Raw genomic sequence first — 14,165 nt, forward strand, 5'->3', positions numbered from 1 at the left:
CATGGACGGATACGGCAGCCTGTTCGAACGCCTCAACGGCGACGCGCAACTACGCAAGGGCAACAGCCTTGAGGCTTGTGCCATGGCGTCAGTGGCTGCCCATCTGGCCAAAATGCTCAGCACCCGGGCCGGCAGCGTGCAAACGCTGGCCGACTACGGGTTGCCCGATCTCAATGACATGCGTCTGAGCCTGCACGACTCCCTGAGTCAGGCCCGCCTGGCTATCGAAAACTTCATCGAAGCCTACGAGCCGCGCCTGAGCAACGTGCGTGTCATTTCCCTGCCGCGTGACCACGATCAACTTCGCCTGGCCTTCAGTATCGAAGGCCTGCTGGAAGTTGAGGGGTTCAAGCGTCAGGTCAGTTTTTCCGCGCGCCTGGATGGCAGCGGTCAAGTCAAGGTCACCTAAGGAGATCCCCGATGTCTGGCAAACCCGCAGCACGCGTATCCGACCCCACCGCTTGCCCGCTCCCCGGCCACGGCACCAACCCGATCGCCGCCGGTTCCGGCGACGTGTTCTTCGACGGCCTCGCGGCCGCCCGCCAAGGCGATGCCTCGGCGTGTGGTGGTGCGATGTCCGGCGGTTTGGCGACCACTGTGTTGATCAACGGCAAGCCTGCCGCGACGGTTGATTCGGTGGGGACCCATGGCAACAAGGTCACGGCTGGGTCCGGGACGGTGATTATTGGCAATTCGCATTCGCCGGCGCCGTTTGTTCCGCCGTTGCCGGTGGAGATTCAGTGGCCGTTTAACGAGCACTTTGTGATCAATTGCGAAGAAACAGGCAAACCCCTTGCAGGCGTGGAGTACACACTTAAAACCGCATCGGGAAAAATCATAAACGGCGTTACTGGCGCGGATGGGAAAACTCAAAAAGTATTCTCCGCTACTGCAGAGGCAATTGAGTTGATTATTGAGCCTCAGAGTAGAGTCGTGCTCGCTTAGTTTCTCTTTTGAATTACAGAAATTTTGATTGCTGGAAAATATAGCAAAGGGATATAGGAATGGCAGCGAAGACAGTGGCAACCATGATGACTCCGGCAAGTAATAACTCCGGTCAGATTGCTACTGCTCGCCAGTTCAAGATTACCGATATTCCAAATACGATGAAAAAAATCAATTGGCCCGTTGCTGCTGATTTGATGAGCCATTGGTTCAAAGGCAAGCCATGGACAACAGAAGATGGTGGAATGGATGATGTTGTAAAAAGACATGAGGCATTTGCACCTGCAGAGTACGTCGAAGAATCCATCGTAAAAATGAATTGGGTTCTTGGGTTTGAGCGTGCAAATGCAGCATTCAAGCATTTGAAGGCCAACTGGAACAGTCCTGCTGGGATCAGTCTGATAAAAACAAGATTGCTTAAGCATTTTTCCAATAGTGCCCCTGGCTGTTATCCGTTGGCATTTAATGGCGTGGCTAGTGCCGCGGAGAGATTCGGCTACTCCAATAACAAAGTTGTGGAGTTCGAACAGGCTGGTGATGATGAAGTTAACGAACTTCGCGCTGCGCTTGCGAATTTCAATATGCGGGTGATTGCCGAAGGGACGGTGGTGGTAACAGGTAAGAGTATTATTTTTACGCCATCAAAAATCGGTTTCTACATCGAAGATGCGTATGATTTCAACGATGGAGTTGCTCTTTTTAGCCAGATTTTAGGGTATTGGAATTTTGATAAGTTAGTCACCGACCCGGTTGAAGGTGTCAAGGCTAACGCAAAGCTGGCGGCTGAAATGAATTCTGTAATGGCTGAGTCTGCATATAAGCGGGTCACGGGAGAACAAACCTCTCAGCAGAGAGAAGAGGCCGTGCGCCGGTATAGAGAGCTGGAAGGAAAATATTACATGCTGGTCCAGAATAGCGATTTTCGAGATTATCGGGATGTGAATAAGAAAGGCGGGGATTTTCGCGTTTACTCAGACGTTTTGTACGAAAGCGTATCCGTGGCTCCTATTGAGGCAACATCTAAATGAGCTCATGGAATAAGGTTTTTATGAGCTTGATTGCGTTATCGATCAGCTTGATCATTGCTGTCGCTTTTATTGTGTGCGGTATTTTGAGTCGCGTCCCGGATGTGTCGAAAAAGAGTCCGTCCGGACAGTATCTAATAGAATCCGTTCCGGCGAGCTCACTCTTGACTCCGCAGGATTCGGTTTACTTAAAGTTTACGGATTTGGGTAATCCTGGTCGAGTATATCGAACTCCCTTGTTCTCAGATATTTCATTGGACATGAATGCCAACGAAAGTGATGAAATGGTTGGTGTGGTTTTTATTGTATTGGATAAAAAGAAAAAGGAATTCACGCTGGCGTTATCTAATCCGAGAAAGCATTGGCTGGATCTTTTTATCAGTAATACGCCTTACGAGGTGCTGGAAAATTGATGTGTCGGGTCAGGGGGAAGACAGTTGTGTGTAATCGCACGAATACCAGAACTCTGTCCTTTGATGGTGCTTTTTTTCGATATTTTTTACGAGATCGTTGGATTGGTTTCAAACAAGTTGGTGAAGAATTGATGAGCGCCAAAAGAGCAGCCTTGTTCTTCAGTTTACTGGTCGTTGCAATCGGTCTGTCTGGCGTTTCTGTGAACAATCTTCTCAAACGTCCGGCGAGCAGCTCGGTTGTCAGCGAGTCAGGCAATTATCTGATCGAAAACGTACCTGTCAGAGGGTGGCTGGTGCCGTTTGATGACTTGGCGTACTTGCGCATTACCGACAAGCAAGATTCCAACGCTGTTTTTCGATCACCTTTGTACCCGCGAAGCGCGGTGGACATGGGCACCCATGAGAACGACGTCATTGTCGGCATCGTCTGGATCGATTTTTACAAACGCGATCAGCACTTCGGCATGAGAGTTCCAGAATGGAAGCCGCATTGGCTTAACAGCTTTATCAGTAATACCCCATACGACATTGTCGGGGACGATTGAGACACGGCGGAGAATCGGCCATGAGATGGCTGAACAGTCCCTCCCATCGACAGGATTTTGTTTTTGATGAGTTCCACTACCAGGCAGGTAACCCGTGTCCTTTAACCACTACTACCAAAGCGAACTCACCGCACTGCGCCAGCTCGGTCGCCGTTTCGCCGAGCGTAGTCCGGCGCTGGCGCCGTATCTGGGGCAGGCCGGGCGGGATCCGGATGTGGAGCGGTTGCTCGAAGGCTTTGCGTTTCTGACCGGGCGTTTGCGCCAGAAGCTCGATGACGAACTGCCGGAGCTCAGCCATTCGCTGATGCAACTGCTGTGGCCGAACTACATGCGCCCGTTGCCAGCGTTCAGCATCTTGCAGTTCGATCCGCTCAAGCGTTCCGGGCCGGCGCTGCTGGTTGAGCGCGACACGCCGATCGAGAGCAAGCCGATCGATGACGTGCGCTGCCGCTTCCGCACCTGCTACCCGACCGAGGTATTGCCGCTGGATCTGGCTGCGCTGAACTACTCGGTGAAGGGCGACGGCTCGCTGCTCAGCCTGCGCCTGGAAATGAGCGCTGACGGCCACCTCGGCGAACTGGAACTGAGCAAATTGCGCCTGCACTTTGCCGGCGAGCGCTACATCAGCCAGATGCTTTATCTGAGCCTGCTGCGCAACCTCGACGGCATCGAACTGATCCCGCTCGACGGCGCCGGCAAGCCGATTGATGGCGTCAGCGGCAAGCCGATGGCGTTCAAGATTCCCGGTGACCGGGTCAAACCAGTGGGCTTTGCCGAAGAAGAAGCGTTGATTCCGTATCCGCTGAACACCTTCCGTGGCTATCGCTACCTGCAGGAATATTTCGCCTTCCAGGACAAGTTCCTGTTCGTCGACGTCAACGGTCTGGACATTCTCAAGGCGCTGCCGGAAGACACCCTCAAGCAGATGCGTGGCCTCGAATTGCGTTTCGACATCCGCAAGAGCGGCATCATGCGCATGCGCCCGACGCTCGATAACGTGAAGCTGTTCTGCACGCCGATCGTCAATCTGTTCGAGCACGACGCTCTGCCGATCCGTCTAGACGGCAAGCAGGACGAATACCTGCTGCTGCCGGCGGAATACGACCTGGAAAACTGCGGTGTGTTCTCGGTGGAAACCGTCACTGGCTGGAAGCCCGGCGGTCTCGGTTATCAGGAATACGTGCCGTTCGAATCCTTCGAGCACGACCCGAGTTTCGACGTGCCCAACAGCCGTCCGCATTACAGCATTCGCCAGCGTTCGTCCTTGCTGCATGACGGCCTCGACACCTATCTGAGCTTCGGCATCCGCCACACCGAAGCCCACGAAACCCTGTCGATCGAGCTGATGTGCACCAACCAGAACCTGCCGAAAAAGCTCAAGCTCGGCGATATCTGCATGGCCAGCGAGCAGACCCCGGAATTCCTCAGTTTCCGCAACATCACCCCGGCGACTCCGAGTTTCGCGCCGCCGCTGAACCGTGACTTCCTGTGGAAGCTGATCAGCAACATGTCGCTTAACTATCTGTCGCTGGCGGACGTCAATGCGTTGAAGGTGATTCTGGAAACCTACGACCTGCCGCGCTACTACGACCAGCACGCGGAAAAGGTCAGCAAACGCCTGCTCGGCGGCCTCAAGCACATCAAGCATCACCACGTCGACCGGCTGCATCGCGGTCTGCCGGTGCGCGGTCTGCGCACCGAACTGACCATCGACCCGGAAGGCTATATCGGCGAAGGCGACCTGTTCGTTTTCGCTTCGGTTCTCAACGAGTTTTTCGCGCTTTACGCCAGTCTCAATTCATTCCATGAGCTGCGGGTAAAAAGCACACAGGGAGAGGTGTACCAATGGACACCACGTATGGGCCTGCAGCCTCTGCTTTAAGCGGGCTGACCAAGGTAATACGCGAGTACTCGCTGTTTCAGGCCGTGCTGCTGGTGATCGATCGGCTGCGCGAGGCACACCCGCATCTGAGCGAAGACGATCTGTACGACCAGGTCGAGTTCCAGGCCAACCCGAGCCTGGGCTTTCCGCGCAGCGACGTCGATCGCGTCGAGTTCTTCGAAGAGCACGGCAAGATGCGCGCGCGCATGCGCTTCAACCTGATCGGCCTGGTTGGCTCCGGTTCACCGTTGCCCGCGTTCTATGGCGAACAAGCCCTGGGCGACAGCGAGGACGGCAACCCGACGCGCAATTTCCTCGACCTGTTTCACCATCGCCTGCAACGGCTGATGCTGCCGATCTGGCGCAAGTACCGCTACCGCGCAAGCTTCCAGAGCGGCGCGATCGACCCGTTCTCGGCGCAGCTTTTTGCGCTGATCGGCCTGGGCGGCGACGAGATCCGCAAGGCCAAGGAGCTCAACTGGAAACGTCTGCTGCCGTACCTCGGTTTGCTCAGCTTGCGGGCGCACTCGGCGGCGCTGATCGAAGCCGTGCTGCGTTACTACTTCAAGCACGAAGACCTGGTCATCGAGCAGTGCATCGAGCGCCGCGTGGAAATTCTCGAGGAGCAGCGCAATCGTTTGGGCCGCGCCAACAGCATGCTCGGCGAAGACCTCGTGCTGGGCGAACACGTGCGCGACCGCAGCGGCAAATTCCGCATTCACATCACCGAACTCGACTGGCAGCGATTCCATGAATTCCTGCCGATCGGTTTCGGCTACCAGCCGCTCTGCGCGCTGGTGCGGTTCACCTTGCGTGACCCGCTCGATTACGACATTCGCCTGGTCCTGCGCCAGGAAGAAATCCGCGAACTGCGCATCGGTGAGCAGAACGCCTGTCGCCTCGGTTGGACCAGTTGGCTGGGCCGCGAAAAAGCGGACGGCGTGGTGACCCTAGGCAGCAAAATTCATTAAGGACGTGAGCCATGATCAACGTAGACCTGCAACAACTCATCCAGGCGCTGGACGCCGAAACCCGTCGTGATCTGGAGCGTTCGGCCGAGCGTTGCGTCGCCCGTGGCGGCAGCAAGATTCTCGTCGAAGACTTGCTGCTGGGCTTGCTCGAGCGTCCGAACGGCTTGCTGTCGCGCGCGCTGCAAGATGCTGACGTCGACGCCGGTGAACTGACCGCTGCATTGCAATCGCGGGTCGAACACAGCGCTTCGCGCAACCCGGTATTCGCTCCGGAACTGGTGCAATGGCTGCAAGACGCGCTGCTGGTGGCCAACCTCGAGCTGGGCCAGACCCAGGTCGAAGACGCCGCGCTGATCCTGGCGTTGCTGCGCAACCCGATGCGTTATGCCGGCAGCCGCTATCAACCGCTGCTCGCCAAGCTGAACATCGATCGCCTGAAAGAATTTGCCCTGTCGCAACAGGAGCAACCGGCGGCCAATGGCAAACCGGCGGCACAGGGCGAGTCGCTGTTGCAGCGCTTCACCCACAACCTGACCCAGCAGGCCCGCGACGGCAAACTCGACCCGGTGCTGTGCCGTGACGGCGCGATCCGGCAGATGGTCGACATCCTCGCCCGTCGCCGCAAGAACAACCCGATCGTCGTCGGTGAGGCCGGTGTCGGTAAAACCGCCATCGTCGAAGGCCTCGCTTCGCGCATCGCTGCCGGTGAAGTGCCGCAGGTGCTCAAGGGCGTTGAGTTGCTGTCGCTGGACATGGGCCTGTTGCAGGCCGGCGCCAGCGTCAAAGGTGAATTCGAGCGCCGTCTGAAAGGCGTGATCGATGAAGTCAAAGCCTCGCCAAAACCGATCATTCTGTTCATCGACGAAGCCCACACTTTGATCGGCGCGGGCGGCAATGCCGGCGGCTCAGACGCGGCCAACCTGCTGAAACCGGCACTGGCCCGTGGCGAACTGCGCACCATCGCCGCGACCACCTGGGCCGAGTACAAGAAATACTTCGAGAAAGATCCGGCGCTGGCCCGTCGCTTCCAACCGGTGCAACTGCACGAACCGACCGTCAGCGAAGCGGTGACCATTCTGCGTGGTCTGGCTCAGGTCTACGAGAAGAGCCACGGCATCTACCTGCGCGATGACGCGGTGGTGTCCGCTGCTGAATTGTCCGCGCGTTATCTGGCCGGTCGGCAACTGCCGGACAAGGCTGTCGACGTCCTTGACACCGCCTGCGCCCGCGTGCGCATCAGCCTCGCCGCCGCCCCGGAAAGTCTCGAGCGCCTGCGTGGCGAACTGGCTGAAGGTGGCCGTCAGCGTCAGGCCCTGCGCCGCGATGCCGAGGCCGGTCTGCTGATCGACCACGAAGCGCTGGAAGCACTGGAAGCGCGTCTGGATGAAGCCGAAAGCGAGATGGTTACGCTCGAGACCTTGTGGACTGAGCAAAAAGAACTGGCCGAGCGCGTGCTGGAACTGCGTCAGCAACTGGCCAAGGCCCGCGAAGCCGCAGCGGTCGAGCCGACCGTCAGCGTTGAAGAAGACGCCGAAGGCACCGTGATTGAAACCGTGGTCGCCGAAGTCGAAGAAGGCCAGAGCGTCGCAGCGCTCGAAGCTCAGTTGCATGAAACCCACGCCGCGTTGACTGCCGCGCAAGTCAAAGAACGTCTGGTCAGCTTCGAAGTGTGCCCGCGTCTGGTCGCCGAAGTGATCAGCGCCTGGACCGGTGTGCCGCTGGCGCAACTGGCCCGCGAGCACAACGCCAAGGTCGCCAGTTTCGCCACCGATCTGCGCACGCGCATCCGTGGTCAGGAACAAGCCGTGCACGCGCTGGATCGCTCGATGCGCGCCACCGCTGCCGGTCTGAACAAACCGGATGCACCGGTCGGCGTGTTCCTGCTGGTCGGCCCGAGCGGCGTCGGCAAGACCGAAACCGCGCTGGCTCTGGCTGACTTGCTCTATGGCGGCGACCGTTTCATCACCACCATCAACATGTCCGAGTTCCAGGAGAAGCACACCGTCTCGCGTCTGATCGGTGCGCCACCGGGCTACGTCGGTTACGGCGAAGGCGGCATGCTCACCGAAGCCGTGCGTCAGAAGCCGTATTCGGTGGTGTTGCTCGATGAAGTCGAGAAGGCTGATCCGGACGTGCTCAACCTGTTCTACCAAATCTTCGACAAAGGCGTGGCCAACGATGGCGAAGGTCGCGAAATCGACTTCCGCAACACGTTGATCCTGATGACCTCGAACCTGGGTAGCGACAAGATCAGCGAACTCTGCGAAGACGGCGCGCGGCCGACCGCCGAGGTGCTCGAAGAAACCATTCGTCCGGTGCTCAGCAAACACTTCAAACCGGCGCTGCTGGCGCGGATGAAAGTGGTGCCGTACTACCCGGTGGGCGGCCCGGTGCTGCGCGAGCTGATCGAGATCAAACTCGGTCGTCTCGGCGAACGCCTGAACCGTCGTCAACTGGACTTCAGCTGGTGCCAGAACCTCGTCGATCACCTGTCCGAGCGTTGCACGCAAAGCGAAAGCGGCGCGCGCCTGATCGACCATCTGCTCGACCAGCACGTGCTGCCACTGGTGGCCGATCGTCTGCTCGACGCGATGGCGACCGGCGAAAGCCTCAAGCGTGTGCATGCCACGCTCGACGGCAACTCCAGCGTGACCTGCGAGTTCGTCTGAGGTGGGCGTGATGTTCACTCAGGTGCCGCAGCCACTGGTCTACGCCGAAGCGTTGCTGGCGCAGTTCGCCAGTCTGTCGCGGGCGACGGACAGTGCTGCGCTGCTGGGTGAATTCGTCCGTGGCCTGGCCGAGCTGAGCGGTTGCGAGCTGACTCAGCTGTATCTGCTCGACGCCACCCACACCTGCCTGGGCATGAACGCCGAGTGCCTCGACGGCGCGCTGCAACCGCGTCAGGCGGCGAGCCTGCCGGCGGATTACAACGGCGAACAACTGCTGCAATTCGCCCTATGCCAGAACCGCGTGGTGTGCCTCGACGACCTGACCGGCAGCCTGCACGAAACCAGTTTTCTGCCGGCGGCGAGCACGCCGTGGCAGTCGCTGTTGTGCGTGCCGCTGGTCAATCAGCACAAGTCGGTCGAGGGTTTGCTGCTCTGCGCCAGCCGTCGTCGCACTGACTTGAAAGGTTTCGCCGATTCCCTCGGCCAGCTCGGCTCGTTCGTGCTCGGCCAACTGCATCTGCTGCAACGCCTGCGTCAGCCAGCCGCCGAATCGGCCACCGCCACACGCAGCGTGCCGAGCATCAGCGGCTACGGCCTGATCGGCAAAAGCGCGGCGATGCGCCAGACCTACTCGCTGATCAGCAAGATTCTTCACAGCCCGTACACCGTGCTGTTGCGTGGCGAGACCGGCACCGGCAAGGAAGTAGTGGCGCGGGCGATCCACGATTGCGGCCCGCGTCGCTCCCAGGCGTTCATCGTGCAGAACTGCGCGGCGTTCCCGGAAAACCTGCTGGAAAGCGAACTGTTCGGCTACCGCAAAGGCGCCTTCACCGGCGCCGATCGCGATCGCGCCGGGCTGTTCGACGCGGCCAATGGCGGCACGCTGCTGCTCGATGAAATCGGTGACATGCCGTTGTCGCTGCAAGCGAAGATTCTGCGCGTGTTGCAGGAAGGCGAGATTCGTCCGCTGGGTTCCAACGACACGCACAAGATCGACGTGCGCATCATCGCCGCGACGCACCGTGATCTGGCGGCGCTGGTCAGCGAAGGCAAGTTCCGCGAGGACTTGTATTACCGCCTCGCGCAATTCCCGATCGAGCTGCCGGCCCTGCGTCAGCGCGAAGGCGACATCCTCGATCTGGCCCGGCACTTTGCCGAGAAGACCTGCACGTTTTTGCAGCGCGATCCGGTGCGCTGGTCGGACTCGGCGCTGGAGCATCTGTGCGGTTACACCTTCCCCGGCAACGTTCGCGAACTCAAGGCACTGGTCGAGCGCGCAGTGCTGCTGTGCGAGGGCGGCGAGTTGCTCGCCGAGCATTTTTCCCTGCGCCTCGAACCGATGCCCGAGGACAACAGCGGCCTGAATCTGCGCGAACGGCTGGAACAGGTCGAGCGCACTTTGCTCCTCGATTGCCTGCGCAAGAACGACGGCAACCAGACCCTCGCCGCCCGCGAACTGGGCCTGCCGCGGCGCACGCTGTTGTATCGACTGGGGCGCTTGAACATCAATCTGGGAGATTTCGATGGCTAGGCAAAAGGTCAGCGATTTTTCCGCAAAAACCCATTTCAGCGCCGCCCGCAAGGGTCGGCGCTTTGTGCTTTGTCTACACCTGGAGACCCTCTGATGTCTGTTCGTCACTGGCACGCTGTCCTGCTGACCCTCGTCGTTCTATGCGGCCTTGGCGGCTGTAGCGGCAATTACAAATTCAACGACAACGACTATCGCCCGTTGGGTGATCCGCAAGCGGTCAATCGCGGCAAGTGACCGCAAGGAGCATCAAACATGGAATTGGTTTTCGAAATGCTGAACACCAAGCAGTTCGTGCCCACCGAGTTGTGCCAGCGGACCTTCAAACAGGCCGGTGGCGTGATCGGGCGCGGCGAGGACTGCGACTGGATCATCCCTGACCGCAAGCGTCACCTGTCCAATCATCACGCGATTGTCAGTTACCGCGAGGGCTCGTTCTTCCTCACCGACACCAGCAGCAACGGTGTCCAGGACGGCAGCAGTGGCGCACGCCTGCACAAGGGCGAGCCGGTGCGCATCGAGCACGGCAGCACCTACATTCTCGGCGACTTCGAGATCCGTGCGCGGCTGGTCCGTGACCCGGCGACCTTCGACGGCGAAGTCGGCCGTCCGCGCGCCGCTGGCAGCATCATTCCGGACGACGCGTTCCTCGACCTCGACCCGCTCAATGCCCTCGAACAGCAAGAGCGTGTCTACTCGGAAATCGACGAGTTGCTGTCGCCCACCGCCAAGCCGGAAGACTCCCGTCAGCGTGCCGACTACGCGCGCATCGACATGGAAAGCCTGATGGTCCCGGAGCTGATCGCCGCCCCGGTGGAACCTGAGCCGGCGCCTGCACCGAAAGCCGTCGAGCGTCAGAGCGAAGGTTTCTGGGAGCACTTCGGCGCGGCATTGGGCGTCGACGTCAAAGGCCTCAGCCACGATGAACGCGAAGCACTGGCGCTGAATGCTGCGCGCCTGTTGCGCCAGAGCATCGGCGGTTTGCAGCAGAGCCTGCGTACCCGCTCGGAGCTGAAAAACGAGCTGCGTCTGGCCCAGACCACCGTGCAGGGCACCAACAAGAACCCGCTGAAATTCGCCGTCGATCCGAGCGAAGCACTGCAGATTCTGTTGCAGCCAAGCAAGCCCGGACACTTGCCGGCCGAGCAGGCGATCTCCCGCGCATTCCGCGATTTGCAGGCGCACCAAGTGGCTTTGCTCACTGCCAGTCGCGCCGCCGTGCGCGGCACCCTGGAGCACTTCTCGCCAGAGCAGCTGACCCTGCGCTTCGAACGCGACAACAAGCCGCTTATCGCGACGTCGGGCGGGCGCTGGAGAGCGTTCGGCCGCTATCACCAGGCACTGCGTCAGGACGATGACTGGAGCGAGCGTCTGCTGGCCCGCGACTTCGCCCAGGCCTATGAAGAACAGATCCGCCTGATCTCCACCCTCCACACCGACCACCAAGGATGATGCGCATGTCTCGCCGCTCGACCGCTTTTTTCAAGACGCTGACTGCGCTCACCGTGCTGGTGCTGCTCGCTGGTTGCTCGTCGCTGTCGCCGTACTCGAAAGTGACCAAGATCAACCTCAAGCTGACCGGCAGCGATCAGCTCAACCCGGACCTCAACGGTCGGCCGTCGCCGATCGTGGTGCGCCTGTTCGAACTCAAGCACCCGGTGACCTTCGAGAACGCTGACTTCTTCAGCCTCTACGAACGCGCCAAGGAATCCCTCAACCCGGATCTGGTGGCCAGCGAAGAACTCGAACTGCGCCCGGGTGAAACCGTGGAACTGAAACTCAGCGTGGAGGAGGGCAGCCGTTACGTGGGCGTCCTCGCCGCTTATCGCGACCTCGCGGATACGCAATGGCGGCACACCGTGCAGATCACTCCGCTGGAACTCACCGAGGCTGATCTGACCCTCGATCAGGCCGGTATCCGCAATACCCAACAAGTGCTCGCCAAGGCGGATGACTGATCATGAACACCCATAAAGTCATTTGGCAGGAAGGGATGCTGCTGCGCCCGCAGCACTTCCAGCACAACGATCGTTATTACGATCACCAGATGAAAACCCGCACGCAATTGCTTGGTGGCTACACCTGGGGTTTTCTCAATCTGGAAATCGACTTGCAGTTCCTCAACATGGGCAAACTGGTGATCAGTGAAGCCTCGGGGATTCTGCCGGACGGCAGCCTGTTCGAACTCGGCGGCAACACCGAACCGCTGGCACTGGACGTGCCGCCGAACACCGGCAACACGCCGATCTATCTGGCGCTGCCACTGGTCACCGGCAACCACATCGAGGCCCGCCGCCCGGAGCAATCGGACGTGCTCGCGCGCTACACCGCGTATGACGCCGAAGTCGCCGACTCCAACGCTGGTGATGATTCCGCCAGTCAGGTCAGCTGCGGGCGTCCGGACTTCAAACTGCTACTCGGCGAGCAGCAGAGCGATCAGGCCTACGTGAAGCTGAAAATCTGCGACGTGCTCGACACCACGCCCGACGGCGTGATCAGCCTCGATCCGGATTTCGTCCCGACCTACATTCAGGCCCACGCCTCGAGCTATCTGCTGTCGTGCCTGAAAGAAGTCATCAGCATGCTCAGTCACCGTGGCGACACCATTGCCGAGCGGATTCGCTCCAACGGCAAGGTCGGCGGCGCGGAAGTCGGCGACTTCATGATGCTGCAACTGATCAACCGCACCGAACTGCTGCTGCGCCATTACCTGGGCCTGGAGCAGGTGCACCCGGAAGAGTTGTACCGCACGCTGCTGACCATGCTCGGCGATCTGGCGACCTTCTCCGGCGAGAGCAAACGCCCGCGTCTGGACAGCCGCTATTCCCACGCCGATCAGGGCGCAAGCTTCCGCAAACTGATGGAAGCGATCCGTCAGGTGCTGTCGATGGTGCTCGAACAGCACGCCATCGAGCTGATCCTGCAGGCGCGTCAGTACGGCATCATCGTCTCGCCGTTGCATGACCACAAACTGCTCGGCTCGGCCTCGTTCGTGCTGGCAGCCAGTGCCAACTGCGACTCCGAAGAACTGCGTCAGCGTTTGCCGCAGCACCTCAAGGTCGGCCCGGTGGAGCGCATCCGCCAACTGGTCAACCTGCACTTGCCGGGGATCAAGGTCAAACCGTTGCCGGTGGCCCCACGGCAGATCGCGTTCCACTCGAACAAAACCTACTTCATCCTCGAACTCAGTTCCGAAGACCTGGCACAACTCGAGCGCTCCGGCGGTTTCGCGTTCCACGTGTCCGGCGAATTCGCCGAGCTTGAACTGAAATTCTGGGCCATCAGGAACTGACCGACATGATCAAGGAAACGGATTACAACCAGGACGACAAAACCGTCCTGCTCGACCGTCAGGGCCACGGACCGGCATCGAGTCCGCTGACCGACTTCGCCGCGCCGCCGCGTTTCGAGCAACTGGAAGAACGCATGATCTACGCCGCGCGCCTGCGTCCGGCGGAGGCATTCAACATCAGCCTCAACTCGCTGGTCGCGGCCTCCTCCGACCTGCTTTCGGAAGTGGTGCGTCTCAAGCACAGCGAAACCCGCGAAGACCTGTACGCGCTCAATGAGCGGCTGACCGCCGGGCTGAAGTTGTTCGAAGTGCGCGCCCTGCACAACGGCGCCGAAAGCAGCCAGGTGATGGCCGCGCGTTACGTGCTCTGCACCGTGGTCGACGAAGCTGTCGTGACCACGCCGTGGGGCAACGAAAGCGAGTGGTCGCAGATGAGCCTGCTGAGCAGTTTCCACAACGAAACCTTCGGCGGCGAGAAGTTTTTCCAGTTGCTCGATCGGCTGTCGAAAAACCCGGTCAAGCACCTGCCGATGCTCGAACTGATGTACCTGTGCCTGTCGCTCGGTTTCGAGGGCAAGTACCGCGTGCAGGCACGCGGCATGCTCGAACTCGAAGGCATCCGCGACGCCTTGTACCGGCAGATCCGTCAGTTACGTGGCGACGTGCCGCGCGAGTTGTCGCCGCACTGGGAAGGCCTCAACGACCAGCGCCGCAACCTGGTGCGCATCGTGCCGGCGTGGATGGTGGTGCTCTTTACTCTGGTCTGCCTGGTGGTGATGTATTCGGGCTTCGCCTGGGTCCTGAGCGAACAACGCGACACCGTTCTGCATCCTTATCAGCCGCTTGATCCAGCCGCGGTGCAACCGCAGGCGCAGCCGTAAAACAGGGACGTGTG

Annotated in this window: 14 protein-coding genes; all 14 read left to right on the top strand. The window is 59.7% G+C overall.

Features of this window, described 5'->3' with window-relative positions; genetic code table 11:
- Position 1: 1 nt before the first annotated feature.
- Positions 2-409 carry a type VI secretion system baseplate subunit TssE gene (tssE, locus tag AC0Z4S_RS07455; protein WP_007920274.1) on the top strand — a complete coding sequence of 136 codons (408 nt, stop codon included), beginning with the start codon at positions 2-4 and terminating at the stop codon, positions 407-409.
- An 11-nt stretch (positions 410-420) separates the two neighbouring features.
- Positions 421-945 carry a PAAR domain-containing protein gene (locus tag AC0Z4S_RS07460; protein ID WP_041476612.1) on the top strand — a complete coding sequence of 175 codons (525 nt, stop codon included), beginning with the start codon at positions 421-423 and terminating at the stop codon, positions 943-945.
- Between the two features lie 59 nt (positions 946-1,004).
- Positions 1,005-1,973, top strand: coding sequence for a DUF6402 family protein (locus tag AC0Z4S_RS07465; protein ID WP_485622570.1), 969 nt, complete (start codon positions 1,005-1,007; stop codon positions 1,971-1,973).
- Between the two features lie 20 nt (positions 1,974-1,993).
- Positions 1,994-2,383, top strand: a complete 390-nt coding sequence (locus AC0Z4S_RS07470; RefSeq protein WP_485622571.1) for a hypothetical protein — start codon at positions 1,994-1,996, stop codon at positions 2,381-2,383.
- 26 nt (positions 2,384-2,409) lie between these two features.
- On the top strand, positions 2,410-2,928 hold the full coding sequence (locus AC0Z4S_RS07475; RefSeq protein WP_485622572.1) for a hypothetical protein: 519 nt from the start codon (positions 2,410-2,412) through the stop codon (positions 2,926-2,928).
- Between the two features lie 94 nt (positions 2,929-3,022).
- Complete coding sequence (gene tssF, locus AC0Z4S_RS07480) at positions 3,023-4,810, top strand: type VI secretion system baseplate subunit TssF (RefSeq protein ID WP_485622573.1); 1,788 nt, start codon at positions 3,023-3,025, stop codon at positions 4,808-4,810.
- The gene (gene tssG / locus AC0Z4S_RS07485; protein ID WP_485622574.1) at positions 4,774-5,781 is read left to right on the top strand and encodes a type VI secretion system baseplate subunit TssG; all 1,008 of its coding nucleotides are present in this window, start codon (positions 4,774-4,776) and stop codon (positions 5,779-5,781) included. Before tssF ends, tssG begins: the two co-directional genes overlap by 37 nt.
- Positions 5,782-5,792: 11 nt before the next feature.
- The gene (gene tssH / locus AC0Z4S_RS07490) at positions 5,793-8,450 is read left to right on the top strand and encodes a type VI secretion system ATPase TssH (protein ID WP_485622575.1); all 2,658 of its coding nucleotides are present in this window, start codon (positions 5,793-5,795) and stop codon (positions 8,448-8,450) included.
- 10 nt (positions 8,451-8,460) lie between these two features.
- Entirely contained in the window at positions 8,461-9,981 is a 1,521-nt protein-coding gene (locus AC0Z4S_RS07495) for a sigma-54 interaction domain-containing protein (protein ID WP_485622576.1), read from the top strand.
- Positions 9,982-10,074: 93 nt separating this feature from the next.
- Positions 10,075-10,215 carry a hypothetical protein gene (locus AC0Z4S_RS07500; RefSeq protein WP_003229566.1) on the top strand — a complete coding sequence of 47 codons (141 nt, stop codon included), beginning with the start codon at positions 10,075-10,077 and terminating at the stop codon, positions 10,213-10,215.
- 18 nt (positions 10,216-10,233) lie between these two features.
- Positions 10,234-11,430 carry a type VI secretion system-associated FHA domain protein TagH gene (tagH, locus tag AC0Z4S_RS07505; protein ID WP_056790868.1) on the top strand — a complete coding sequence of 399 codons (1,197 nt, stop codon included), beginning with the start codon at positions 10,234-10,236 and terminating at the stop codon, positions 11,428-11,430.
- Positions 11,431-11,435: 5 nt separating this feature from the next.
- The gene (gene tssJ, locus AC0Z4S_RS07510) at positions 11,436-11,936 is read left to right on the top strand and encodes a type VI secretion system lipoprotein TssJ (protein ID WP_129997958.1); all 501 of its coding nucleotides are present in this window, start codon (positions 11,436-11,438) and stop codon (positions 11,934-11,936) included.
- Between the two features lie 2 nt (positions 11,937-11,938).
- Positions 11,939-13,270: a type VI secretion system baseplate subunit TssK gene (gene tssK / locus AC0Z4S_RS07515; RefSeq protein WP_016772510.1), complete on the top strand. Its 1,332-nt coding sequence runs from the start codon at positions 11,939-11,941 to the stop codon at positions 13,268-13,270.
- Between the two features lie 5 nt (positions 13,271-13,275).
- Positions 13,276-14,151, top strand: a complete 876-nt coding sequence (gene icmH, locus AC0Z4S_RS07520) for a type IVB secretion system protein IcmH/DotU (RefSeq protein ID WP_016772511.1) — start codon at positions 13,276-13,278, stop codon at positions 14,149-14,151.
- Positions 14,152-14,165: the final 14 nt, after the last annotated feature.

The organism is Pseudomonas sp. 1L-B-1-E-C1 (assembly GCF_057291835.1).

Excerpts from the sequence above, each read along its gene's own strand:
- tagH (WP_056790868.1), top strand. The coding sequence starts at position 10,234 with ATGGAATTGGTTTTCGAAATGCTGAACACCAAGCAGTTCGTGCCCACC.
- AC0Z4S_RS07460 (WP_041476612.1), top strand. The coding sequence starts at position 421 with ATGTCTGGCAAACCCGCAGCACGCGTATCCGACCCCACCGCTTGCCCG.
- AC0Z4S_RS07500 (WP_003229566.1), top strand. The coding sequence starts at position 10,075 with ATGTCTGTTCGTCACTGGCACGCTGTCCTGCTGACCCTCGTCGTTCTA.
- tssK (WP_016772510.1), top strand. The coding sequence starts at position 11,939 with ATGAACACCCATAAAGTCATTTGGCAGGAAGGGATGCTGCTGCGCCCG.
- AC0Z4S_RS07495 (WP_485622576.1), top strand. The coding sequence starts at position 8,461 with ATGTTCACTCAGGTGCCGCAGCCACTGGTCTACGCCGAAGCGTTGCTG.
- icmH (WP_016772511.1), top strand. The coding sequence starts at position 13,276 with ATGATCAAGGAAACGGATTACAACCAGGACGACAAAACCGTCCTGCTC.
- tssJ (WP_129997958.1), top strand. The coding sequence starts at position 11,436 with ATGTCTCGCCGCTCGACCGCTTTTTTCAAGACGCTGACTGCGCTCACC.
- tssG (WP_485622574.1), top strand. The coding sequence starts at position 4,774 with ATGGACACCACGTATGGGCCTGCAGCCTCTGCTTTAAGCGGGCTGACC.
- AC0Z4S_RS07470 (WP_485622571.1), top strand. The coding sequence starts at position 1,994 with ATGAGCTTGATTGCGTTATCGATCAGCTTGATCATTGCTGTCGCTTTT.
- tssH (WP_485622575.1), top strand. The coding sequence starts at position 5,793 with ATGATCAACGTAGACCTGCAACAACTCATCCAGGCGCTGGACGCCGAA.
- tssE (WP_007920274.1), top strand. The coding sequence starts at position 2 with ATGGACGGATACGGCAGCCTGTTCGAACGCCTCAACGGCGACGCGCAA.
- AC0Z4S_RS07465 (WP_485622570.1), top strand. The coding sequence starts at position 1,005 with ATGGCAGCGAAGACAGTGGCAACCATGATGACTCCGGCAAGTAATAAC.